Source organism: Streptomyces sp. HNM0575, from assembly GCF_012726265.1.
In the GTDB taxonomy this organism is placed as follows: Bacteria; Actinomycetota; Actinomycetes; order Streptomycetales; family Streptomycetaceae; genus Streptomyces.
Genome location: NZ_JAASAG010000007.1, coordinates 211327 through 233618, shown reverse-complemented (window position 1 = coordinate 233618; position 22292 = coordinate 211327). Strand labels below are relative to the sequence as shown.

The following is a 22292-nucleotide window of genomic DNA, read 5'->3' as shown; positions in this document are numbered from 1 at the left end:
GCGCCCTCGGGCTGGACCGCGACGCCTGGTTCCTGCTGCTGCCCGCGCTGCTGCCGGTGCTGCTGCTGAGCGCCGGACCCCTGCTGTACGGGCTGTCGCTGGCCTTCACCGACGCGCAGTCCGGGCGTACGGAGGTGACGAGGTTCACGGGTCTGGCCAACCTGGCGGACCTGCGGCTGGACTCGCTCTTCTGGGACTCCTTCAAGATCGGCCTCGTATGGGCGCTGTCGGTGACGGCCCTTCAGCTCCTGCTGTCCCTCGGGCTCGCCCTCCTCCTCGACCAGGACCTCCGCTTCCGCTGGCTGGCCCGCACGCTCGTGCTCGTACCGTGGGCGATGCCCGAGGTCGTCGTCGGCGTGATGTGGCGGCTCGTCTACAACCAGGACGCCGGCATCCTCAACGCCACGCTCCGCGACCTGCATCTGATCTCCGAGAACGTCGACTGGCTCGCCGGCATCTCGCTCGCTCTTCCCGCGGTGGTCGTGGTGGGGGTGTGGGCGGGCATGCCGCAGACGACCGTCGTGCTGCTGGCCGGACTTCAGAACGTGCCGGTGGATCTGCGCGAGGCGGCCGCGCTGGACGGCGCGGGCCCGTGGCGGCGGTTCCGCGCGGTGACCTGGCCGGCGCTGAAGCCCGTGGTGCTGGCGATCACCGCACTGAACTTCATCTGGAACTTCAACTCCTTCGGCCTGGTCTACGTGCTCACCGGCGGAGGGCCGGGCGGCGCGACACGGCTGCCGATGCTCTTCGCGTACGAAGAGGCCTTCCGCTACGGGCAGTTCGGCTACGCCGCGGCGATGGGACTGGTGATGGTCGCCGTCGTCGCCGTGCTGCTGACGGTCTTTCTGCGCAACCGCCTGAAGGAGGACGACCTGTGATCACCTCCCGGTCGGGCACGGCCCGCGCGAGCCGGTACCTGGCGCTGCTGTGCTATCTGGTCTTCCTCGCCTTCCCGCTGCTGTGGCTGCTCTCCACGGCCTTCAAGTCACCGCAGGAACTGGGCTCGGTGGACGCGGAGTGGCTGCCACGCCACCCCTCGCTCGACAGCTTCAGGGCCGCCTTCGGGCAGCAGCCGCTGGCGCGTTCGGCGCTCAACAGCGTCGTCGTCGCATCGTGCGCGGCGGCGGTGTCGGTCGCCGTCGCGGTGCCCGCGGCCTACGCGATGGCCCGGTACCGGTCCGCGGTCGGCACGGCGGCGAAGGGCTGGATCCTGGTCAGCCAGATGTTCCCCTTCGTGCTGGTGATCATCCCGCTGTTCCTGGTGCTGAAGAGCTTCCACCTCGTCGACTCCCTCACCGGGCTCGTCCTCGTCTACGTGGTCTGGAACCTGCCGTTCGCGCTGTGGATGCTCCAGGGCTACGTACGCTCCGTGCCCGCCTCGCTGGAGGAGGCCGCCGCCATCGACGGCTGCGGACGGCTGCGCACCCTGCGCAGCGTGGTGCTTCCCCTGCTCACGCCGGGACTCGTGGCCACGGTGATGTTCTCCTTCGTCACCGCCTGGAACGAGTTCTTCTTCGCCCTGGTCCTGCTCAAGTCGCCGGAGAAGCAGACGATGTCCGTGATCCTCACCCACTTCATCGGCGCGGAGGGCGCCGCCGACCTGGGGCCGCTCGCCGCGGCCGCGCTGACGGCGACGCTGCCCAGCCTGCTGTTCTTCGCGCTGCTCCAGCGGCGGCTGGTCAGCGGCGTCATGAGCGGGGCGGTGAAGGGCTGATGAGGCGCCGCGGCTTCCTCACCACGGCGGCTACGGCGGCGGGCGCGGCCGGGACGCCGGCGCTGCTCGGCGGATGCGCCGGCGGCGGCGACTCGGGTCCCCTGGACTTCCTGAGCCTCGCCTGGCAGAAGGAGTCCATCGAGGTCAACAAGGCGCTGGTGGCCGAGTGGAACAAGCGCCACCCGTCGGCCCGGGTCCGCTATGTGCAGGGCTCGTGGGAGTCCGTGCACGACCAGCTGCTGACATCGTTCGAGGGCGGCGAGGCGCCCGACGTCATCCACGACGAGGCCAACGACCTCACCGACTTCGCACACGGCGGCTATCTCGCCGACCTGCGTCCGCTGCTGCCCGGCGACCTCAAGAGGCAGATCTCCCAGGCCAATTGGGACATGGCGACCATCGAGGGCGGCGTCTACGGCGTGCCGTTCCTGCACGATCCGCGCGTGCTGATAGCCGACCGGAGGCTGCTGGAGAGGTCCGGCGTGCGGATACCGACGGTCCAACGCCCCTGGACCTGGGGCGAGTTCGAGGACGTGGCGAAGGAACTCACGCACGGACGGGGCCGCGAGCGCACATACGGCGTCGCCTGGTCGATGAAGGAGCCCGTCAACCAGTCGGTCAATCTGGCGATGAGCACCGGCGGCGCCGTCTTCCACCGCGAGCACGGAAAGGACGTAGTCCGCTTCGACGACGCCGACTCCCGGGTCGCCGAACTGATTCACCGCCAGGTCAACGAGGACCTCACGGCGCCCCGCAGCGCCCTCGGCATGGCCGGCTCCGACACCCTTCCGGGCTTCTTCGCCGGGCGGTACGCGATCGTGCCGCTCAACTTCTCCTTCCGGCAGCAGGTACGGCAGCAGGCGCCCCGCGGCTTCGAATGGGTGACGCTGCCGATGCCCGCCGGGCGATCCGCGGAGGGCGGGGGACAGCTTCAGGGTGTGAGCCCGCAGACCCTGTCCGTATCCCAGGACACCTCGCGGAAGAAGACAGCCATGGCGTTCATCGCGTTCATGACCCGGCCCGGCCATATGGCGCGCCTCGCCGAGGGGGACTGGCTGGTGCCCACCGGGGACGAGGCGCTGCGCGATCCCGGCCTCGGCACCGGCGGTTACGGCTGGAGCACCGGGCTGCGCATCGCGTCGGACCTGCGGGCCTCACCCGTGCTCGGAGTGCGGGGCTATCCCGAGTGGAAGGACAAGGTCGCCACCCCCGCCCTCCAGGCGTACTACGCGGGAGGCATCAGCCTTCGCGCGCTCCGCGGCAAGCTCGTCGACGACGGCAACCGCATCCTCGCCAGATATCAGCGCTGACCGGCGGCGTACGCGGACGTACGTACAGGCACGGAACACGACTCGGCAACTCGCAGGCACAGCACGGAAACAGGACTCGGGAACACGACTCGGGAACACGACTCGGGAACAGGACTCGGGAACAGGACTCGGGAACAGGACTCGGGAACAGGACTCGGGAACAGGACTCGGGAACAGGACTCGGGAACAGGACTCGAACACGGCACGGAAGCACACCCGGAACCACGGCAGGAAACCCCGGACCACCACGACACAGAACCCCGGACCACCACCCGGAACCACGGCACAGAACGGCGATCCGCACCATGAGCGCAGCCTCCGCCCCGTCAGCCCTCTCCCCCGCTTCCGCCGTCCCGTCCCCGCCGCCGTACGCCCCGGCCCCGGCGGATCTGCGCGAGCGGGCCCGCGGCGGGATGCTCGGGCTCGCGGTCGGCGATGCGCTCGGCGCGCCCGCGGAGAACATGAAGCCCTCGCAGATCAGGGAGCGGTGGGGACGCATCGAGGGCTTCGTGGAGGACGAGCCGTCGGGCACGGACGACACCGAGTACGCGCTCTTCTCCGGTCTGATGCTCGCCGAGCACGGCTCCGGCCTGACCGTCGCGCACGTCGAGCAGGCATGGCACCGCTGGATCGCCAACCTCGACGAAGGCCCGTTCCGCGGGGCCGGGTTCAGCGAACGCGGCACGCTGGAGAATCTGCGCCGCGGCCTCGCCGCTCCCATCTCGGCGCAGCACAGGCACGCCTGGAGCGACGGACTGGCCATGCGTGCCGCGCCGTTCGGCATCTTCGCCGCGGGACGCCCTGCGGAGGCCGCGCGTCTCGTCGCGCTCGACGGCACCGTCAGCCACGACGGCGAGGGCATCTACGGCGGGCAGGCCGTCGCCGCGGGTGTGGCCGCGGCGATGGTGGGACGCGGTACGGACGCGGTGATCGCGGCGGCGCTGTCCGTCGTGCCGGAGGACTCCTGGACGGCCCGCTCCCTGCGGCGCGCCGTCGCCACGGCGCAGCGGGCCCGCCACGACCGTGACGCCACGCGGCTGGGGCGCGAGCGTGCCGTGCGTTCCGCCGTGGTGATCGGCGGCTATCCGTGGATGGACCTGGCGCCGGAGGCGGTCGGGCTGGCGTTCGGCGCGTTCGCCGTCGCGCAGGGCGACTTCAGGGATTCCGTACTGACGGCGGTGAACATGGGCCGCGACGCCGATACGACGGCCGCTGTCGCGGGCGCGCTCGCGGGGGCCCTGGGCGGGGCCGGTGCCGTACCCGGGGAGTGGGCCGCGGCCATCGGGCCGGCGCGCGGCAGTTGCCTGCCGTCGATGGAGGGCTATCACGTCCTGGACGTCGCGGAGTTGCTCACGCCGTCGCCCGGGGCGCGGGGCGGCCGCGGGGCGCGGCCGTCCGGCGGGGACGGGAAGGACGGCAGGGAGAGCACGCCGGAGAACGCGGAGAACGTTCCGGAGGGCATGGAGGACGTTCCGGGGAGCGCCACGGAGAGGACGGGGCGATGAGCGGAACAGAGCTGCGCGGCGCGGCGGTAGGGGTGCGCGGCGACGCGGCCGCCGGGCCCCGGGCCGGTGACGCGGGCGCGGCCGGTGCGGGTGCCGGTTCCCGAACCGAAGGCGCAACCCGTACGCGTTGCCCAGCCGAAAGCGCAACCCGTACCGGTCCCCCAGCCGAAGACGCAACCCGCGCGGGAACCCGAACCGAAGACGCAGCCCGCGCCGCTCCCCCAACCGAAGGCCCAGCCGGTGCGGGTCCCCCAGCCGAAGACGCAACCCGCGCGGGCACCCCAGCCGAAGACGCAGCCCGCGCCGCTCCCCCAACCGAAGGCCCAGCCGGTGCGGGTCCCCCAGCCGAAGACGCAGCCCACGTCGCTTCCCCAACCGAAGACGCAGCCGGTACGGGTCCCCCAGCCGAAAGCGCAACCCGTACCGGTCCCCCAGCCGAAGACGCAACCCGCACCGCTCCCCCAACCGAAGACGCAACCCGCGCGGGCACCCGAACCGGCGCCGGGGCCCGGGACGTTTCCCGCGCCCCCGCGTCGCCCGCCTCCCCCGCCGCCGGGGGGCAGCCCGCCGACCCGCGCCGTATCGAGGGCCTGCTGCTCGGGATCGCCGCGGGCGACGCCGCAGGCTGGCCCGCCGCCCGGCACCGCGCCTCCCGCATGCCGGAGTGGACGCGCCGCCTCACGCGCGAGCTGGACACCTTCGCCGAGCAGAACGCGACCACCACCCTCCCCGTGCCGATCGCGCTCAACCAGCCGCCCGAGCCGCTGCGGCTGGGCCCGTCCGACGACGCCGAATGGGCCGCGTTCACGGCCGAGTCGGTGCTGACCGCCGCCGGTGCGCTGCTGAGCGACCTGGGCCGGGACCGGCGCATCCGTGCCGCCGTCGACCTGGCCTGGAACGAGCTCGCGGGCGAGGTCGCCGCTGCCGCCGGGCGCGCCCCCGAGGTGGAGTCCGCGGTGCTACCGCTGCGTGCCCGCATCTCCGTACGTGCAGGACTCGGGAACCTCGCGACGGGCCTGCGGCCACCGGCGACCGGCCACGACAATCCGCACTTCTTCGACGACGCCGCATGCGTACGCGCCGCCGTGCTGGCCACCGTCCACCCCGGCAGCCCGTGCGCCGCCGCCAACCTCGCCGAGTGCGACGCCCGTTACACGCAGGACGGCGACGGCGTGCACGGGGCGCGCGCCATGGCGGCGGCCGTCGCGGAGGCGCTGGGCGGCTCGGATGCCGAGACCTGCGTCGCAGCGGCACTGGAGCAGCTGCCCTCCGGTACGGAGATCCGCCGCAACGCGCGGCACGCCGTGCGGCTCGCCCACGAGGCGGCCGCCGACCGGCCCAGCCGTCCCGGCAACGCCTTCGCCCTGGTCCCCGTGCTGGAGCACGAGATCGTCGACCACATCTACAGCTACGGGATCGCCGCCGCCGAGACCGTGCCCGTGGCGCTGGCGCTCTGTCTCGCGGGCGGCGGCTCCGTAGCCGAGGCCGTGCCGGCGGCGGCGTGCCTCTCGCGGGTGGCGGACTCCGCCCCGGCGCTGGCCGGCGCCCTGACGGGGGCGATCGGCGGCGGCGCGGACATCCCGGGCAGCTGGCGCACGGCCTGCCGCACGCTGTCCGGCTGCGCGCTTCCGCGCCTCGCGGGCAGAGACCTGATCGAGCTGGCCGCGCTCCTCGCACAGACCGAACTGACCACGCCCGAGGGCGCTTCCGCGGAAGGAACGACCTGCGCATGAGGCCCACACCCGCGAACCCGCCGACGAGCACACCGACGTCTACCGGGACGGCACCACGGACGACGACCGCGGCGGGCTCCGCGGCCGGTACCCCGACGAACGCGTCCGCCGACGGGGGCACGCCCACGCTGGAGGACCGCGTCACCGGTTGCCTGGTGGGGGCCGCGGTCGGCGACGCCCTCGGCGGGCCCGTCGAGGGCTGGAGTCCCGAGCAGATCGTGGAGCGGCACGGCGGACGGGTGCGGGGAATCGTCGGGCCCTTCCACGAGGACTGGCGCAACGCCCGGCCGATCGCCCCGTACCACAAGGGCGACGGACACGTCACCGACGACACCCTGATGACCCACGCCCTGGTACGGGTCTATGGGAAGGTCCGCGACCATCTCGACGCGTACGACGTCGCCGGCCACCTGGTGCCGGACCTGATGGGCGACCCGCGCTGGATCCCCGAACTGGAGGCGGAGGCACTGCCGTTGCAGCGGCTCTTCCTCGCGGAGAAGTGGATCGTGGCCAGGCTGCACTACGGCCACGCCGACCCCCGCGAGGCGGGCACCGGCAACATCGTCAACTGCGGCGCGGCGATGTACATGGCGCCCGTCGGACTGGTCAACGCCTGTAATCCGGCGGCTGCTTACGCGGAGGCGCTGGACGTCGCCGGTGCGCACCAGTCGTCGTACGGGAGGGAGGCCGCCGGGGTGTTCGCGGCGGCCGTCGCCTCCGCGTGCGGTCCGGGTGCGACGCCGGAATCCGTCGTCGGGGACGCGCTGGCACTCGCCAGGGACGGCACCCGGGAGGCGATCGCGGCGGTGTGCGAAGTCGCCGCGCGTTACGGCGACTTCGAGGAGGCGCTGAAGCCGCTGCGTGACGCGGTCGCCCCGTACGACACGGTCGGCCCGGAATACCGCAGCCCGTCGCTCGGGGCGCGCCGCCCCTCCCGGCTGCACTCCATCGAGGAACTGCCCGTCGCCCTGGGGATGTTGCTCGTCGGCGGCGGCGACTTCCGCCGTACGGTGCTGGGTTCGGTCAACTACGGACGGGACTGCGACTCCATCGCGACCATGAGCGGCGCCCTCGTCGGAGCGATGCGGGGCGCGTCGGCGGTGCCGGAGGAGTGGGGCGCGGAGGTCGCACGGGCGAGCAGGCTCGATCTGCACGCTCCGGCGGCGTCCCTCGCCGAGGTCGCACGCGAGATCTTCGTACGCGACGTGGAACGCCGCCGCGCCCACGAGGCCGCGTTCCGCACGATCGCAACGGACGCGGACCGTGTGCCGGGCACGCACGGCGCCGCGCCGGGGGCCGTGGAGGGCGCCTTGGAAGGCGGGGCCTGATGCGGCTGACGTGGGTACAGCCCGAGGACCTGCTCGGGCACGAGCTGCGGCAGGCCGCCGAGGACGGCCGTGACGCGTCGGCCGTCGAACGCGTATGGCGTGACGCGGGCGGCGGGCCCGCGCCCGAGCGGGCGGGCGCTTCCGAACCGCCCGCCGACGGGCGGCTGCGGGCGACGGCGCTGCGTCTCCTCGACGAACTCGCCCTGCTCCCCTCGCCGTTGACCGCCCACGAGCCGACGGAGCTGGAGGCCGTCAAGGCCGCCTGCCCCGACTGGCCGGAGCCGCCACAGCCGCAGCCGCCACAGCCGAAACCGCAACCACCGGCGCAACCACCGGCGCAGCCCGACCGGGCCGGGGGACCCGGCCGGCCCGACCGGCTCGACCGGCCGGAGCGGCCCGACGCGCTGCGGCAGCGACTGGAGGCCGCGTGGCTGGGCCGTGCCGCGGGCTGCCTGCTGGGCAAGCCCGTGGAGAAGATGCCGCTGGACGGCATCCGGGAGATCGCCCGCGAGACCGGCAACTGGCCGCTCGACGGCTGGTTCACCCAGGCCGGGCTCCCCGCGGCGACGACACGGCGCCTGCCCTGGAACCGGCGCAGAGCCGCCACCTCGCTCGCCGAGAACATCGACGGCATGCCGGAGGACGACGACCTCAACTACCCGTTGCTGGGCCTGCTGTTGCTCCGCCGCCACGGCCACGCGTTCACCACGGCCGACGTCGCAGGCCTCTGGCTCGACGAGTTGCCCGCGGGCCGTACGTTCACCGCCGAGCGCATCGCGTACCGCAACCTCCTCGACGGTCTGGAGCCGCCGGAGACCGGCCGCCGCCACAATCCGTTCCGTGAGTGGATCGGGGCGCTGATCCGCGCCGACGTCTTCGGCTGGACCTGTCCCGGCGACCCCGGGACAGCGGCCGAACTCGCCTGGCGCGACGCCACGTTGAGTCACACGGCGAACGGCGTGTACGGAGAGATGTTCGCCGCCGCCGTCATCGCCGAGGCCGCCTCCCGCACGACCGGCGACGCCCTCGGCTGTCTGCGCACCGGCCTGCGGGTGGTGCCGCCGCGCTCCCGTCTCGCCCGCGCCGTCGCCTTCGGGATCGACACGGCGCTCGACGAACCGACGGGCGGCGCCGCCGGATTCGAGTCCGTCGTCGACCGTCTCCACGAGGAGTACGGCCGTCACCACTGGGTGCACGTGCTGCCCAACGCCGCGCTGCTCGCCGCCGCGCTCACCCACGCCCGCGGCGACTTCACCGGCTCCATCTGCCGTGCCGTGTCCGGGGGTTGGGACACCGACTCCGTCGGCGCCACGGCGGGCTCGGTCGCGGGGCTGCTCGCGGGTTCGCCCGGTGCGCTGCCCTCCCGCTGGACGGCGCCGCTGCGGAACCGGCTGGCCACGAGCGTCACCGGTTTCGACGGCACCGGCTTCGACACCCTCGCCGGGCTCACCCGCGACCTCGCGTCGCCACCGCCCGACTCGTCCGGCCCGTACCGCAGTCGGGCCCGGCCCGAGCCGTACCGCCCGTCCGCAGGCCCGCCCGCCGGGCCGTACGGACCAGACCGACAGGAGACCTCGGCACAGTGACCGACACGACGCCAACTGCTGCGCCACGACCGGCCGTCGCCGTGCTGGGCAGCACCAACATGGACCTCGTCGCCTATGTCGCGACCGCGCCCCGCCGCGGTGAGACCGTCACCGGCCGCGCCTTCCGCACCGTCCCCGGCGGCAAGGGCGCCAACCAGGCCGTCGCCGCGGCCCGTTCGGGCGGCTCGGTCTCGATGATCGGCGCGGTCGGCGACGACGACTTCGGCGTGCGGCTGCGTGCCTCGCTCGCCGACGCCGGAGTGGACACCGCCGGACTGCGCACCGTCGAGGGCGAGAGCGGCACCGCCCACATCGTCGTGGACGACGAAGGGGGCAACGCCATCGTCGTCGTACCCGGCGCCAACGCCTCCGTCGACGGCCTCGCCGACGGCGACGAACAGCGCATCGCCGGCGCGGGCGCCCTCCTCCTCCAGCTGGAGATCCCCCTCGCGGGCGTACTCGCCGGAGCCCGCACGGCACACGAACACGGCGTGCCCGTCGTCCTCACCCCGGCTCCCGCGCAGCCGCTGCCCCGCGAACTCCTCGCCGTCACCGACCTGTTGGTGCCCAACGAGCACGAGGCGGCCGTGCTCACCGGCAAGTCCGACCCGTACGACGCCGCGTCCGCGCTGCTCGCCCTCGTCCCCGAGGCCGTCGTCACGCTCGGCGAGAAGGGCTCGCTGCACGCCGTACGGGGCGAGGAACCGGTGCGCGTGCCCGCGCCCCGCGTGAAGGCCGAGGACACCACCGCGGCGGGCGACACCTTCGTCGGAGCCCTGGCCGTCGCCCGCGGCGAGGGCCGTGCCATGCCCGACGCGCTGGCCTGGGCCTCCGCCGCCTCGGCCCTTTCCGTACAGCGGCCCGGCGCGTCCGCGTCCATGCCGCACCGCAACGAGACCGAAGCCTTCGCCGCCACGCTCCACGGAAGCCGGACGCCCCGATGAACCAAGCGCACGATGTGCACGCCACGGACCCTGCCGACGACCGCACGACGGACGGCGCCCGCACCGGGACGGGCCCGGACGCCGACCGCGCACCCGGCCCGGCATCCGGCCAAGCACCCGATCCGGCATCCGCCCGAGCACCCGTTCCCGCACCCGGTCCCGCGGCGCTGGACGGCCTCCGCGTCCTCGATCTCGCGACCCTCTTCGCCGGTCCCCTCGCGGCCACCATGCTCGGTGACTTCGGCGCGGACGTGATCAAGGTCGAGCATCCGCGCAGACCCGACCCGTCCCGCGGCCACGGCCCCGCCAAGGACGGCGTCGGCCTGTGGTGGAAGCTGCTGGGCCGCAACAAACGCAACGTCACGCTCGACCTGTCCTCCCCCGGCGGGCGCGACGTGCTGCTGCGCCTCGCGGCCGGCGCCGACGTCGTCATCGAGAACTTCCGCCCCGGCACCCTGGAGAAGTGGGACCTGGGCTGGGACCGGCTCTCCGCCGCCAACCCCCGCCTGGTACTGGCCCGCGTCACCGGCTTCGGGCAGTTCGGCCCGTACGCGCGACGGCCCGGATTCGGCACCCTCGCCGAGGCCATGAGCGGCTTCGCCGCGATCACCGGCGAACCGGACGGGCCGCCGACGCTGCCGCCGTTCGGGCTCGCGGACTCCATCGCCGCGCTGGCCACGTCGTACGCGGTGATGGCGGCACTGCACAGCCGGGAGCGGACCGGCCGCGGGCAGGTGGTCGACATGGCGATCATCGAGCCGATGCTCACGGCGCTCGGCCCGCAGCCCATCTGGTACGACCAGCTCGGCTACGTACAGCCGCGCACCGGCAACCGGTCCTCGAACAACGCGCCCCGCAACACCTACCGCACCGCGGACGGCGCCTGGCTCGCCGTCTCGACCTCCGCGCAGTCCGTCGCCGAACGTCTGCTGCGGCTGGTCGGGCACCCGGAGTTCCTCGACGAGCCGTGGTTCGCGACGGGCGCCGGTCGCGCCGCGCACGCCGACGAGCTGGACAAGGCGGTCGGCGGCTGGATCGCGCGCCACGACCGAGACGAGGTCGTCGCCGCGTTCGAGCAGGCCGAGGCGGCGGTCGCGACGGTCAACGACGTCCGGGGCGTGATGGAAGACGAGCAGTACCGGGCCCTCGGCTCGATCACCGAGGTCGAGGACGAGGAGCTGGGCACCGTACGCATGCAGAACGTCCTCTTCCGGCTCTCCGGGACGCCCGGCGCCGTCAAGTGGGCGGGCCGCCCCCACGGCTGCGACACCGACGCCGTACTCGCCGAACTCGGCCTGGACGAACGGGAGATCGCCGCGCTGCGGGAGGGCGGCGCACTGTGAACGGCGGCCGGCTGCGCGACGCCGCCGACGGCGCCTCCGCGGAAGCACACGGAGGGACACACGGAGCAGCACACGGCAGGGCTCACGACGAAGTGCGCGACGACGTGCCCGACGGCGCCACCGCCGCCGAGTCCTTCCCGCTGACCTGGCTCTACGCACCCGGCGACCGGCCGGAGGTCGTACGCAAGGCGCTCACGTCCGGCGCCGACGTGGTGATCGTCGACCTGGAGGACGCGGTCGCCCCCGAGCGCAAGACATACGCCCTGCACGCCACCGCCGAGCTGCTCGCGGACCCCCGCCCCGGCCCGGTGCCCGTCCATGTGCGGGTGGACGCGCTCGACGGCCCGCTCGCCGCCGCCGAGGTGCGCGCCCTCACGGGCCTGCCGGGCCTCGCCGGTCTGCGGCTGCCGAAGGTGGACGGCGTCGCGGACGTCGTACGGGTCGCGCAGTGGGCGCGGGAAGCGCACCCGTCGACCGCGGGCGCAGGCGATAGTGCGGGCGCGGCGACGGGCTCGAGTTCGGACCCCGGTGCGGGCTCGGGTGCGGGCTCGGGTGCGGGCTCCGGCGACGACGTGCCATCCCTCTACGCACTGCTCGAATCCGCCCTCGGCATCGAGAACGCCTTCGCGGTCGCCACCGCGCACCCCGCCGTACGCGGCATCGCACTCGGCGAGGCCGATCTGCGCGCCGTGCTGGGCGTCAGCGGCGAAGCCGGGCTCGCCTGGCCGCGCAGCCGTACCGTGGTCGCCGCCCGCGCCGCCGGTCTCGCTCCCCCACCGCAGTCCGTCTATCCGGACGTCGCCGACGCGGAAGGCCTCGCCCGCTCCTGCGCGGAGGGCCGCGGCCTCGGCTTCCTCGGCCGTACGGCCATCCACCCGTGCCAGCTGGAGATCATCGAGCGGGCGTATCTGCCCACGCGTCAGGAGACCGAGGCCGCCGAGGAGATCATGAAGGCCGCGGCGGCGGGTGCGGGCGCGCTGGCGCTGCCGGACGGACGCTTCGTGGACGCGGCGGTCGTCGCGGGAGCCCGGCGCACGCTCGCGCTCGCGAGGCGGCGCGGCTGAGGTACGTACGAGGCGCGAGGCGTCCGTGCCGGGCGGGTTCGTACGCACCACGCCCCGAGGCGTTCGTACGCCTCGGGGCGGTGAATTCCGTGGAAGGGCGAGCGCGGCGCGCTCAGCCTGAACTGTCCGGCGCCGACGCCGGAGTGGCGGGGGACGCCGCCGAGGCCGGTGCCTTCTCCTCCTGCTCGTCCTTGCTTCCGCTCCCGCCCGCGGTGCCGCTGCCACTGCCGCCGGACGCGGAGCCGCCCTCGCCGGGAAGCTCCGGCTCGACGTCCGTCTCCCTGCCCGGCCTGGTCTTCGCGGAGATCACGATGCCCGCGACCGCGCCGATGAAGACGATGATCGACGTCCAGTCGTTGAGCCGCAGCCCCGCGATGTGGTGGGCGTCGTCGACGCGCAGGTACTCGACCCAGAAGCGGCCGACAGTGTACGCCGCGACGTACAGCCCCAGCGCGCGGCCGTGCCCGAGCTTGAAGCGGCGGTCCGCCCAGATCACCAGGGCCGCGACGCCCACGCACCACAGGGACTCGTAGAGGAACGTCGGGTGGTACGTGGCGAGGCTCGGGGTGTCGACGGGCCGGTGCTGGGCGTCGATCTCGACCGCCCAGGGCAGATCCGTGGCCCGACCGTAGAGCTCCTGGTTGAACCAGTTGCCCCAGCGGCCGATCGCCTGCGCCAGCGCCACTCCGGGCACGACGGCGTCCGCGTACGCGGGGAGGGAGATGCCGCGCCTGCGGCAGCCGATCCAGGCGCCCAGGGCGCCGAGCGCGACCGCGCCCCAGATCCCGAGACCGCCGTCCCAGATCTTGAAGGCGTCGATCCAGTTGCGGCCCTCGCCGAAGTAGAGCTGATAGTCGGTGATCACGTGATAGAGACGCCCGCCCACCAGTCCGAACGGCACGGCCCACACAGCGATGTCGGCGACCGTGCCGACCCGGCCGCCGCGCGCGACCCAGCGACGGCCGCCGAGCCACACGGCGACGAAGACGCCGATGATGATGCAGAAGGCATAGCCGCGCAGAGGGACCGGACCGAGGTGGATCTCGCCGGCCGAGGGGCTGGGGATGAATGCAAGGATCTCCATGGCGGTCCCGACGCTACCTTGCCCGGCCTCGCCATCGGCAATGCACCCTGTGCAACAGCTCCATAACGGCCGATCGGCTCAGGACCGGCGCGGGCGCCGCAGCGTATGGCAGCGGCGGCCCGGCACCCCGTCCCCGTGCCGGTCCGCCGGAAACGAGACCTTCGCCACACCAGGTCAAAAGCACCGGAAGGCCCCCGGGCCCCGGACCCCGGGCCCGGCTCCGCGTCAGCCTGCCGCCTCGACCTTCTCCTTCAGCGACGCCGGAGTCAGCGCATCGGCGCCGCCGTAGATGCTCTCGCCGTCGAGCAGCACCGTGGGCGTCGACTGGTGACCCGACTTCTTGAACGACGCGGCCGTCTTGCGCACCCACTTGTCGTGCGTACCGGCGTCGACGCACGCGCGGAAGGCGGGGCCGTCGAGGCCGCGGACCTTCCCGGCCAGTGCGAGGAGCCGCTTCGAGCCGGCGAAGGCATCCTCCTGCTCGGGGGGCTGGTTCCGGTACAGCACGTCGTGGAACTGGCGGAACCTGCCCTGGTCCTCGGCGCACGCCGCCGCGTTGGCCGCGCGACGGGAGCCCCTGCCGCCGAGGTTGTCGTCGATGATCGTGACGAGGTGGTACTCGGTCCTGAGCCTGCCCTTCTTCTCCAGGCCCCGGATCGTGCCGCGGAACTGCTTCTCGAACTGGCCGCAGGCGGGGCAGCGGAAGTCCTCGTAAACGGTGAGCTTCGCCGGTGCGTCCGGCTTGCCCACGGCGATCGGTTTCGCGTCGTCGTCCCGGCCGTTCTCGGCGGCCTGCTGTGCGACCAGGGCACCGACTCCGGTGCCGACGACCAGCAGCGCCACGACCGCGCCCGCGACCTTGAGCTGCCTGCCGCGCCGCTGCGCGTTGCGCTGCCGCTCGCGCGACTCCCTCATGCGCTGTGTCGCGGTGCGGTGCCCCTCGCCGTCTTCCCGGCGGTCTTCGTTCATCTTCTGGCTCTTCACACCGTGAGCCAACGAACAGGACGCGGGGCCGCCTGCGCGACCGCCCCGCGTTTCGCCCGAAAGAGCGAGACACGCGGCGGCGCCGGCGGGACAGGCAGCACGACCGGTACGCACACCACGCACACCCGGCGCGGAACGCCCGCGTCCCGCAACGGAGTTACGGGACGCGGGCGCCGCGCCGCATTGGCGCTCCGCTGCCGCGGGTCGCTACCGCACTGCCCCGCGCCGTACACCGGCGGCGAGTTCGGCGGCGAGCGTACGCACGTCCTCCAGCCCGGACTTGAGGTCGTCCGGGTGTGCCAGCAGCTTCTTCACGAAGGCGGAGCCCACGATCACGCCGTCCGCGAAGGCCGCGACCTCCTCCGCCTGTGCGGCGTTGGAGACGCCGAGCCCCACGCACACCGGCAGCCGCGTCGTCTCCCGCGTACGGGCGACGAGTTGCTGCGCCTCACGGCCGACGGACTCCCGGGTCCCGGTGACGCCCATCAGCGATGCCGCGTACACGAAGCCGCTGCCCGCGGCCGTGATCTTCGCCAGCCGCTCGTCCCTGCTGCTGGGCGCGACGACGAACACCGTCGCCAGCCCGTGCTGTTCGGCGGCCTTGCGCCATGCCCCGGACTCCTCGACGGGCAGGTCGGGCAGGATGCAGCCCGCGCCGCCCGCCGCGGCGAGTTCGGCGGCGAAGCGCTCGACGCCGTAGCGGTCCACCGGGTTCCAGTACGTCATGCAGAGCACCGGCTTGCCCGTGGCGGCGTGTGCCTCGCGGACTGTGCGTACGACGTCGGCGATGCGTACGCCGCCGCGCAGCGCGATGTCGTCGGCGGTCTGGATGACCGGGCCGTCGAGCACCGGGTCGCTGTGCGGCAGCCCGACCTCGACGATGTCGCAGCCGCTCTCCAGCAGCGCGACGCACGCCTCGATGCCGCCGTCGACGGTCGGGAACCCGGCGGGCAGATAGCCGACGAGCGCCGCCCTGTGCTCCGCGCGCGCCTGCGCCAGCACCGAGTCCAGCAGCCGGATTCCGCCGGTGCCCCCGGCCGTGCCGGTGCTGCCGCCGCCGTCGCCCGTGCGGTTGTCCATGCCGGTGCCGGTGCCGGCTCCCGTAGCGGTGGCGGCCTCCGCCGCGTTCGTCTCCGCGCTCACGTCGCTCACTTCTCCGCCCCCTCGTCGTACAGCCCGAAGTAACGCGCGGCCGTGTCCATGTCCTTGTCGCCCCGCCCGGAGAGATTCACCAGGATCAGCCCCTCGGGCCCCAGCTCACGCCCCAACTCCAGTGCTCCGGCAAGCGCGTGGGCGCTCTCGATCGCGGGGATGATGCCTTCCGTCTCGGAGAGCAGCCGCAGCGCGCGCATCGCCTCGTCGTCCGTGACGGGCCGGTAGTCGCCGCGTCCGGACTGCTTCAGGTACGCGTGCTCGGGACCGATGCCCGGATAGTCCAGCCCGGCCGAGATCGAGTACGGCTCGGTGATCTGCCCCTCGTCGTCCTGGAGCACGAAGCTGCGCGAGCCGTGCAGGATGCCCGGCTCGCCGACGGACAGCGTCGCCGCGTGCTCGCCGGAGTCGATGCCGTGCCCGGCCGCCTCGAGACCCACGAGGCGCACGTCCTCGTCGTTCAGGAACGCGTGGAAGAGCCCGATGGCGTTGGAACCGCCCCCGACGCAGGCGGCGACGGCGTCCGGCAGCCGCCCTGCGCGCTCCAGGATCTGACGGCGTGCCTCCACGCCGATGACCCGGTGGAAGTCCCGTACGAGCCGGGGGAAGGGGTGCGGGCCTGCGACCGTGCCGAAGAGGTAGTGGGTCCGGTCGACGTTGGCGACCCAGTCGCGGAACGCCTCGTTGATGGCGTCCTTGAGGGTGCGGCTGCCGGAGGTGACGGGCACGACCTCGGCGCCGAGCATGCGCATGCGTGCCACGTTCAGCGCCTGGCGCTGGGTGTCGATCTCGCCCATGTAGACGGTGCATTCGAGGCCGAAGAGCGCGCAGGCGGTGGCGGTGGCCACGCCGTGCTGTCCGGCCCCGGTCTCGGCGATCACGCGGGTCTTGCCCATGCGCTTGGTCAGCAGGGCCTGCCCGAGCACGTTGTTGATCTTGTGGGATCCGGTGTGGTTGAGGTCTTCGCGCTTGAGGAAGACCCGGGCGCCGCCCGCCTGTTCGGCGAAGCGCGACACCTCGGTCAGCGGGCTGGGGCGGCCGGTGTAGTCGACCATGAGGGATTCCAGCTCGGCGGTGAACTCCGGGTCGGCCTTCGCCTTGTCGTACTCGACGGCCACCTCGTCGACGGCGGCGACCAGCGCCTCCGGGATGAACTTGCCGCCGAAGGCGCCGAAATAGCCTCCGGGATCGGGGACCCGGCCCTCGGGGTCGGGGACAAAGTAGTCGGACATCCGACGTGCTCCTCGTGAAACTCGTGAAGTGCGGATCTCCCGCGCGAGCGCGGATCCGCGGAAGTACGGGTGTGGGCCACCGTGAGGCACGGTGGTGCGTCCGGGCGGTACGGCCGGTACCGGGTGCTGGGCGTTACGGGCGCCGAACTGCCGCTGCGCCCGGACCTGTTGGACCTGGTGAACCTGCTGAACGTGTTGGGCCTGCTGGACCGGTGGCGCCGTACCGACGATGCGGGCCGGGCCACGGTGCCGTGACGCCGCGGTGCCGTGATGTCACCTGCGGCCGGCTTCCCGTGGGGCGCCGCTCAGCCGGCGTGCGGCACGCAGGCGCCCGTACGCCATCGGCGGCCGTTGATCTGCCCCGGCTCACAGCCGATGTGGTAGCGCACCCGCCGTCCGTGCACCCGCCGCGCCGGCGCCCTGCATCCGCGGGGACGGCAGCCGCGCGCCAGCGCCGCGTACGGGCTGCGCGGCGCCGTACGCGGACGTTCGCGGGCGGCCGTCGTACCGAGACTGATGCGGGGACTCGTGCGGGGGCTCATGTGGGTCAGCCCCTCCCGTGCCCGTGCCGCAGCGCGGGGTGCGCACCGGCCGCCACGAGATCGGCGACGGCCGACTTCGGGTCCTTGCCGGTGACCAGCGACTCGCCGACGAGCACCGCGTCGGCGCCGTCGTTGGCGTACGCGATCAGGTCGTGCGGCCCGCGGACGCCGGACTCCGCGACCTTCACGACGTGGCCGGGAAGCTCAGGGGCGATGCGGGCGAAGTTGCCGCGGTCCACTTCCAGCGTCTTGAGATTGCGCGCGTTGATCCCGATGATCCGCGCACCGGCGTCCAGCGCCCGCTGCGCCTCGTCCTCGTCGTGCGCCTCGACCAGCGGGGTCAGCCCGATCGACTCCGCACGCTCGACCAGCGAGACCAGGGCCTCCTGCTCCAGCGCGGCGACGATCAGCAGCACCACGTCGGCGCCGTGCGCCCGCGCCTCCCACAGCTGGTACGAGGAGAAGACGAAGTCCTTGCGCAGCACCGGGATGTCGACCTTCGCCCGCACCGCTTCGAGGTCGGCGAGCGAGCCGCCGAAGCGCCGCTTCTCGGTGAGGACGGAGATCACGGCCGCGCCGCCCGTCTCGTAGTCCACGGCCAGCGCGGCCGGGTCCGCGATCGCGGCCAGCGCGCCCTTGGAGGGGCTGGAGCGCTTGACCTCGCAGATGACCCGGACGTCCTCGCCCTTCAACGCCGCCACGCCGTCCTTCGCGGGAGGGCCCGCGGCGGCGCGCTCCTTGAGCTCGTCGAGGCTGACGCGCGCCTGCCGCTCGGCAAGGTCCTCACGCACCCCTTCGATGATCTCGTCGAGCACACTCACCGAGCGGCCTCCTTCGGGTCGGGTACGGGTTCCGCGCATCAGGCGGAGAGATGGTCAGATCGGGCACTGCGATGCTATCGGGCGGGAGCCGGAGGACTCGCATCCGCCCGGCTGGAATTCCACATTCCGGACAAAGCGCCGACCGGGCCCGCGGTCCGGCAATCCGCACGGGCGCCCGCGGCTCAGGGGGCGAGCGCGGCTCCCGCCGGCAGATTCCGTACGACGGTGAAGGCCAGCACCAGCACGCCCAGGGCCCACAAGTGGGTCGTCCGCAGCGGCACCGTCACCGGCCGCGAGCGAAGCACCCGCACCACCCAATGAACCATGAAGAGCGCGAAGACGGCGAAGCCGGCCACCGCCAGGGCGTTCGTCCCGAGCGCCGCCCCCAAGTCGCCGTGGGCGAGGGCGTGGGCGCAGCGCAGGCCGCCGCAGCCGGGACAGTAGAGGCCGGTGAAGTGCAGCAGCGGGCAGACCGGATAGTGCCCGGGCTCACCGGGGTCCACCGTCCCCACATATGCGAAGGCCGCGCCGACGGCGACGAGCGTGCCGGCCGGCGCGGCGAGACGGGACACCGGAAGCGCGCTCCGGCGTCCCGCGGGTACGGGCTCGTGCCCGCTCAGGACGACTGCTCCTGCGGCCGGGCCTGGGCGCGCGCGCCGCCGGACGAGCCGGAGGCGGAAGCGCCGGACGAGGCGGACTCCTTCGGCTGGCCGAGGCCCGCGGCCTTCATCACCAGACCGACGACGCCGCCCGCGGCGACCACGACGAGGCCGGCCACGAAGCCGATCGGCTGGGCCAGCACCGTGCAGATGCCGGAGATGCAGAAGCCGATGAAGGTGATCGTCACGCCCGTCCACGCGGCCAGCGTGTGGCCGTGGCTGTTGCCCGCCATGTGTGTGCTCCTCGTAGTTCAACCGACTGGGCCACCGGCCCGCTCCCCTCCATTCTTCCCCCTGCCCCGAGGGGAGGCAGAGCCAGGGGTGCACAGAGCGGCGACGCCGCCCGGGGGAGGCTCAGGCGCCGCTGCCCGCCGGGCTCCCGGGCGGGCTCTCGGGCGGGCTCTCGGGGTGGCTGCCGGACGGGCCGGGCCGAGAGGTGCCTCCGCCCGCGCCGTCGGTGCGGGCCGCCTCCCCGGTGGGGTCCTCACCGCGGTCGAGGGCCTTCCACATCTCCTCGGGGCGGTCGGGGTCCACGGGTGCGGCCGCGGCGCCGGTACGCGGACGGCGCGGTGCGCGCTCGGTCCGCTCGTAGCGGGCGCTCCCCGACATCGACGGCCAGGCCGGTCCGTACCGCAGCGCGAGCACGCCCGCGACAAGCAGCAGAAGGCCGCCCGCCGCCGAGACGTACGGCCAGGCGCTGACTTGCACGGCGTCGACGCCGGTGCGGGCGAGACCGCTCGCCCTGGCCGCCTTCTCCTCCAGCGCGGCGGTGTCGTCGGCGCTGAGGAGCGCGGCGGCGAGGGTGCCCGTGCCGCACAGCGCGAGCAGCGCGGCGACGAGGACGCGGCCGGCGCGCTTGACCGCGAACACCGCGACGAGAGCGGCGAGTCCGACGAGCGCGAGGGCGCTGGGCAGGCCCGTGACGTCGCCGCCCTTGGCCTTCACGGGAAGCTCGCCCTGTGCGAAGGAGGCCGTGGCGTGGCTCCACACCTGACCGCTCGCGAGCAGCGCGAGCGCTGCGCCCACCGCCCCGGACAGCAGCGCGAACGCGAGGGCGCGGCGCGCGGCGCGGGCGCTCACCCGCACCGGAGCGCCCTGCGAACCGGCTGCGGCCGGGCCGGGCGAACCGGCCGCCGGGGCCGCGGCGTCGGGGGCGGGGCCGCCCTGTTCGGCGTCCGAGGGGCGTGCCGGTGGTACGGAAGTCACCCGTCCACGCTACCGCCGAGCCTTTCGGCCGAGGCGACCGCCCTGAGTACGGCCGCAGCCTTGTTCCGGCACTCGGTGTCCTCGGCGGCGGGGTCGGAGTCGGCCACGACGCCGGCCCCGGCCTGCACGTAGGCGGTGCCTTCGCGCAGCAGCGCCGTACGGATCGCGATGGCCATGTCGGCGTCCCCGGCGAAGTCGAGATAACCGGCGCAGCCGCCGTACACGCCGCGGCGGGTCGGCTCCAGCTCCTCGATGATCTGGAGGGCGCGGGGCTTGGGAGCGCCCGAGAGGGTCCCGGCCGGGAAGCAGGCGGTGAGCGCGTCGAACGCGGTGCGGTCGCGGGCCAGTCGGCCGGTCACGGTGGAGACGATGTGCATGACGTGGCTGTAGCGCTCGATGGACATGAAGTCGACGACCTCGACGCTGCCCGGCTCGCACACCTTGCCCAGGTCGTTGCGGCCGAGGTCGACCAGCATCAGGTGCTCCGCGCGCTCCTTGGGGTCGGCGAGCAGCTCCTCGGCCAGCGCCGTGTCCTCCTGCGGGGTGTGTCCGCGGGGGCGGGTGCCCGCGATGGGGTGCATCATCGCCTGCCCGTCCTCGACCTTGACGAGGGCCTCCGGGCTGGAACCGACGACGTCGAAGCCGCCACGACCCCCGGCGGCACCGGGGCTTCCCGCGCGGTCCGCGCCGTCCGCGCCGTCCGCGCCGTCCGCGCCGTCCGCGAAGCGGAACAGGTACATGTACGGGCTGGGGTTGGTCGCCCTCAGCACCCGGTAGACGTCGAGGGCGCTCGCTGCGCACTCCGCCTCGAACCGCTGCGAGGGCACGACCTGGAAGGCCTCGCCCGCGCGGATGCGCTCCTTGATGTCCTCCACCCACGCCCGGTACGTCGCACCGCCCGAGCGCGACGTGAACTCAGGGAGCCGCGAGGCGGGCAGGGCCACGGGTGCGGCGGGCACGGGGCGTTCCAGGTCCGCGGCCATCGCGTCGAGCCGCGCCACCGCGTCCTCGTAGGCCTCGTCGACGCCGGTGTCCAGGTCGTTGTGGTTGATGGCGTTGGCGATCAGCATCACCGTGCCGTCGCGGTGGTCGAGCACGGCCAGGTCCGAGGCGAGGAGCATGGTCAGCTCGGGCAGCGCCAGATCGTCGGCCGTGCCGTCTCCGTCACCGCCGCTGCCGCCGGCGACCTTCTCCAGCCGCCGCACGATGTCGTATCCGAGATAGCCGACCATGCCGCCGGTGAAGGGCGGCAGATCGGTGTCCTCGTGGAGGTCGCGCGGGGTGTGCAGGGCCTCGACGGTCTCGCGCAGCGCGCTCAGCGGGTCGCCGCCGACGGGCACTCCCACGGGCGGCGTGCCCAGCCAGTGCGCCTCGCCGTCGCGCACGGTCAGCGTCGCGGCGCTGCGCACTCCGATGAAGGAGTAGCGCGACCACGTGCGTCCGTTCTCGGCCGACTCCAGCAGGAACGTGCCGGGCCGCTCGCCGGCGAGCTTGCGGTAGAGCGCGATGGGGGTGTCGCCGTCGACGAGCAGGCGCCGGGTCACGGGGATGACGCGGCGGTCCTTCGCGAGCGTGCGGAATGAGTCGAGGTCCGGGGTCGTCATGCTCGGTGACCTTACTGTCCGTCAGCGCCCGCCGGGCCGCGGCCCGGCGGGCGCTGACCGGGCGCGGCCGCGGGCGGGGCGGAGACCGGCAGCCTGTCCGCGTCGAAGCAGGTGCGGTCGCCGGTGTGGCAGGCGCCGCCGGTCTGGTCGACCTTGACGAGGACCGTGTCGCCGTCGCAGTCGAGGGCGACGGACCGTACGTGCTGTACGTGGCCCGAGGTGTCGCCCTTGACCCAGTGCTCCTGGCGGCTGCGGCTGAAGTAGGTGGCGCGGCCGGTGGTGAGGGTCCGGTGCAGCGCCTCGTCGTCCATCCACCCCAGCATCAGCACCTCGCCCGTGTCGTACTGCTGGGCGACGGCGGGGAACAGGCCGTCCGCGTTGCGCTTGAGGCGTGCGGCGATCTCGGGGTCGAGGGAGGTCGCGGAGGATCGTGCGGGCATGGGGCCCATTCTCGCGCATACCGCGGGCGTATGTGCAGGTG

General features: G+C 73.6%; 21 protein-coding genes and 1 pseudogene. 11 read left to right on the top strand and 11 right to left on the bottom strand.

Features of this window, described 5'->3' with window-relative positions:
* Nucleotides 1-11 precede the first annotated feature (11 nt).
* The 10 genes and pseudogenes from HCC61_RS18495 to HCC61_RS18450 all read left to right on the top strand — a co-directional run bounded on the left by HCC61_RS18495 (nt 12) and on the right by HCC61_RS18450 (nt 12527).
* A complete protein-coding gene (locus tag HCC61_RS18495) occupies nt 12-878 on the top strand; it encodes a sugar ABC transporter permease (RefSeq protein WP_206322708.1) in 867 nt (288 codons plus the stop codon).
* Nucleotides 878-1714: a carbohydrate ABC transporter permease gene (locus HCC61_RS18490; protein ID WP_169137008.1), complete on the top strand. Its 837-nt coding sequence runs from the start codon at nt 878-880 to the stop codon at nt 1712-1714. Before HCC61_RS18495 ends, HCC61_RS18490 begins: the two co-directional genes overlap by 1 nt.
* Complete coding sequence (locus HCC61_RS18485; protein WP_169136651.1) at nt 1714-3024, top strand: extracellular solute-binding protein; 1311 nt, start codon at nt 1714-1716, stop codon at nt 3022-3024. The genes HCC61_RS18490 and HCC61_RS18485 overlap by 1 nt, the downstream gene beginning before the upstream one ends.
* 413 nt (nt 3025-3437) lie before the next feature.
* The gene (locus tag HCC61_RS18480; RefSeq protein ID WP_240969118.1) at nt 3438-4529 is read left to right on the top strand and encodes an ADP-ribosylglycohydrolase family protein; all 1092 of its coding nucleotides are present in this window, start codon (nt 3438-3440) and stop codon (nt 4527-4529) included.
* Between the two features lie 578 nt (nt 4530-5107).
* Nucleotides 5108-6262: pseudogene (locus HCC61_RS18475) on the top strand (ADP-ribosylglycohydrolase family protein); the annotation flags it as partial.
* Complete coding sequence (locus HCC61_RS18470; protein ID WP_169136647.1) at nt 6259-7590, top strand: ADP-ribosylglycohydrolase family protein; 1332 nt, start codon at nt 6259-6261, stop codon at nt 7588-7590. The pseudogene HCC61_RS18475 and the gene HCC61_RS18470, both read left to right, overlap by 4 nt.
* Nucleotides 7590-9176, top strand: coding sequence for an ADP-ribosylglycohydrolase family protein (locus HCC61_RS18465; protein ID WP_169136645.1), 1587 nt, complete (start codon nt 7590-7592; stop codon nt 9174-9176). The genes HCC61_RS18470 and HCC61_RS18465 overlap by 1 nt, the downstream gene beginning before the upstream one ends.
* Nucleotides 9173-10120: a ribokinase gene (gene rbsK / locus HCC61_RS18460; RefSeq protein ID WP_346777271.1), complete on the top strand. Its 948-nt coding sequence runs from the start codon at nt 9173-9175 to the stop codon at nt 10118-10120. Before HCC61_RS18465 ends, rbsK begins: the two co-directional genes overlap by 4 nt.
* The gene (locus HCC61_RS18455; RefSeq protein ID WP_169136643.1) at nt 10117-11463 is read left to right on the top strand and encodes a CoA transferase; all 1347 of its coding nucleotides are present in this window, start codon (nt 10117-10119) and stop codon (nt 11461-11463) included. Before rbsK ends, HCC61_RS18455 begins: the two co-directional genes overlap by 4 nt.
* Before the next feature lie 92 nt (nt 11464-11555).
* Nucleotides 11556-12527, top strand: a complete 972-nt coding sequence (locus HCC61_RS18450) for a CoA ester lyase (protein WP_346777282.1) — start codon at nt 11556-11558, stop codon at nt 12525-12527.
* Between the two features lie 112 nt (nt 12528-12639).
* Here HCC61_RS18450 and lgt read toward each other — a convergent pair whose 3' ends face one another.
* From lgt to trpB, 4 genes are all read right to left on the bottom strand, one after another.
* Nucleotides 12640-13611 carry a prolipoprotein diacylglyceryl transferase gene (gene lgt / locus HCC61_RS18445; RefSeq protein ID WP_169136641.1) on the bottom strand — a complete coding sequence of 324 codons (972 nt, stop codon included), beginning with the start codon at nt 13609-13611 and terminating at the stop codon, nt 12640-12642.
* A 225-nt stretch (nt 13612-13836) separates the two neighbouring features.
* The gene (locus HCC61_RS18440) at nt 13837-14580 is read right to left on the bottom strand and encodes a thioredoxin domain-containing protein (protein ID WP_169136639.1); all 744 of its coding nucleotides are present in this window, start codon (nt 14578-14580) and stop codon (nt 13837-13839) included.
* 222 nt (nt 14581-14802) lie between these two features.
* Nucleotides 14803-15675 (bottom strand): tryptophan synthase subunit alpha, encoded by an 873-nt coding sequence (gene trpA / locus HCC61_RS18435; RefSeq protein WP_169136998.1) that lies wholly within the window; start codon nt 15673-15675, stop codon nt 14803-14805.
* 68 nt (nt 15676-15743) lie between these two features.
* Entirely contained in the window at nt 15744-16979 is a 1236-nt protein-coding gene (gene trpB / locus HCC61_RS18430) for a tryptophan synthase subunit beta (protein WP_169136637.1), read from the bottom strand.
* A gap of 81 nt (nt 16980-17060) precedes the next feature.
* Here trpB and HCC61_RS18425 point away from each other — a divergent pair, with 81 nt between their 5' ends.
* Nucleotides 17061-17234, top strand: a complete 174-nt coding sequence (locus HCC61_RS18425; RefSeq protein WP_169136635.1) for a hypothetical protein — start codon at nt 17061-17063, stop codon at nt 17232-17234.
* 50 nt (nt 17235-17284) lie between these two features.
* On the opposite strand, the gene HCC61_RS18420 is transcribed toward HCC61_RS18425, so the two are convergent.
* The 7 genes from HCC61_RS18420 to hisI all read right to left on the bottom strand — a co-directional run bounded on the left by HCC61_RS18420 (nt 17285) and on the right by hisI (nt 22251).
* Nucleotides 17285-17521, bottom strand: coding sequence for a tryptophan synthase subunit(beta) (locus tag HCC61_RS18420; RefSeq protein WP_169136633.1), 237 nt, complete (start codon nt 17519-17521; stop codon nt 17285-17287).
* 5 nt (nt 17522-17526) lie between these two features.
* Complete coding sequence (gene trpC / locus HCC61_RS18415; RefSeq protein WP_169136632.1) at nt 17527-18342, bottom strand: indole-3-glycerol phosphate synthase TrpC; 816 nt, start codon at nt 18340-18342, stop codon at nt 17527-17529.
* Between the two features lie 182 nt (nt 18343-18524).
* Nucleotides 18525-18914 carry a DUF2752 domain-containing protein gene (locus tag HCC61_RS18410; protein WP_346777270.1) on the bottom strand — a complete coding sequence of 130 codons (390 nt, stop codon included), beginning with the start codon at nt 18912-18914 and terminating at the stop codon, nt 18525-18527.
* A gap of 44 nt (nt 18915-18958) precedes the next feature.
* Nucleotides 18959-19234, bottom strand: coding sequence for an HGxxPAAW family protein (locus HCC61_RS18405; RefSeq protein ID WP_169136631.1), 276 nt, complete (start codon nt 19232-19234; stop codon nt 18959-18961).
* Between the two features lie 121 nt (nt 19235-19355).
* A complete protein-coding gene (locus tag HCC61_RS18400) occupies nt 19356-20207 on the bottom strand; it encodes a TIGR02234 family membrane protein (protein ID WP_169136630.1) in 852 nt (283 codons plus the stop codon).
* Nucleotides 20204-21811 (bottom strand): anthranilate synthase component I, encoded by a 1608-nt coding sequence (locus HCC61_RS18395; protein WP_169136629.1) that lies wholly within the window; start codon nt 21809-21811, stop codon nt 20204-20206. The genes HCC61_RS18400 and HCC61_RS18395 overlap by 4 nt, the downstream gene beginning before the upstream one ends.
* An 11-nt stretch (nt 21812-21822) precedes the next feature.
* Complete coding sequence (gene hisI, locus HCC61_RS18390; RefSeq protein WP_169136628.1) at nt 21823-22251, bottom strand: phosphoribosyl-AMP cyclohydrolase; 429 nt, start codon at nt 22249-22251, stop codon at nt 21823-21825.
* Between the last annotated feature and the right edge of the window lie 41 nt (nt 22252-22292).

Coding starts and splice junctions, on each gene's coding strand:
- HCC61_RS18455 (WP_169136643.1), top strand. CDS start 10,117: ATGAACCAAGCGCACGATGTGCACGCCACGGACCCTGCCGACGACCGC.
- hisI (WP_169136628.1), bottom strand. CDS start 22,251: ATGCCCGCACGATCCTCCGCGACCTCCCTCGACCCCGAGATCGCCGCA.
- HCC61_RS18420 (WP_169136633.1), bottom strand. CDS start 17,521: ATGAGCCCCCGCACGAGTCCCCGCATCAGTCTCGGTACGACGGCCGCC.
- HCC61_RS18395 (WP_169136629.1), bottom strand. CDS start 21,811: ATGACGACCCCGGACCTCGACTCATTCCGCACGCTCGCGAAGGACCGC.
- HCC61_RS18480 (WP_240969118.1), top strand. CDS start 3,438: ATGCTCGGGCTCGCGGTCGGCGATGCGCTCGGCGCGCCCGCGGAGAAC.
- HCC61_RS18440 (WP_169136639.1), bottom strand. CDS start 14,580: ATGAACGAAGACCGCCGGGAAGACGGCGAGGGGCACCGCACCGCGACA.
- HCC61_RS18485 (WP_169136651.1), top strand. CDS start 1,714: ATGAGGCGCCGCGGCTTCCTCACCACGGCGGCTACGGCGGCGGGCGCG.
- trpA (WP_169136998.1), bottom strand. CDS start 15,675: ATGGACAACCGCACGGGCGACGGCGGCGGCAGCACCGGCACGGCCGGG.
- lgt (WP_169136641.1), bottom strand. CDS start 13,611: ATGGAGATCCTTGCATTCATCCCCAGCCCCTCGGCCGGCGAGATCCAC.
- HCC61_RS18465 (WP_169136645.1), top strand. CDS start 7,590: ATGCGGCTGACGTGGGTACAGCCCGAGGACCTGCTCGGGCACGAGCTG.
- trpB (WP_169136637.1), bottom strand. CDS start 16,979: ATGTCCGACTACTTTGTCCCCGACCCCGAGGGCCGGGTCCCCGATCCC.
- HCC61_RS18470 (WP_169136647.1), top strand. CDS start 6,259: ATGAGGCCCACACCCGCGAACCCGCCGACGAGCACACCGACGTCTACC.
- HCC61_RS18405 (WP_169136631.1), bottom strand. CDS start 19,234: ATGGCGGGCAACAGCCACGGCCACACGCTGGCCGCGTGGACGGGCGTG.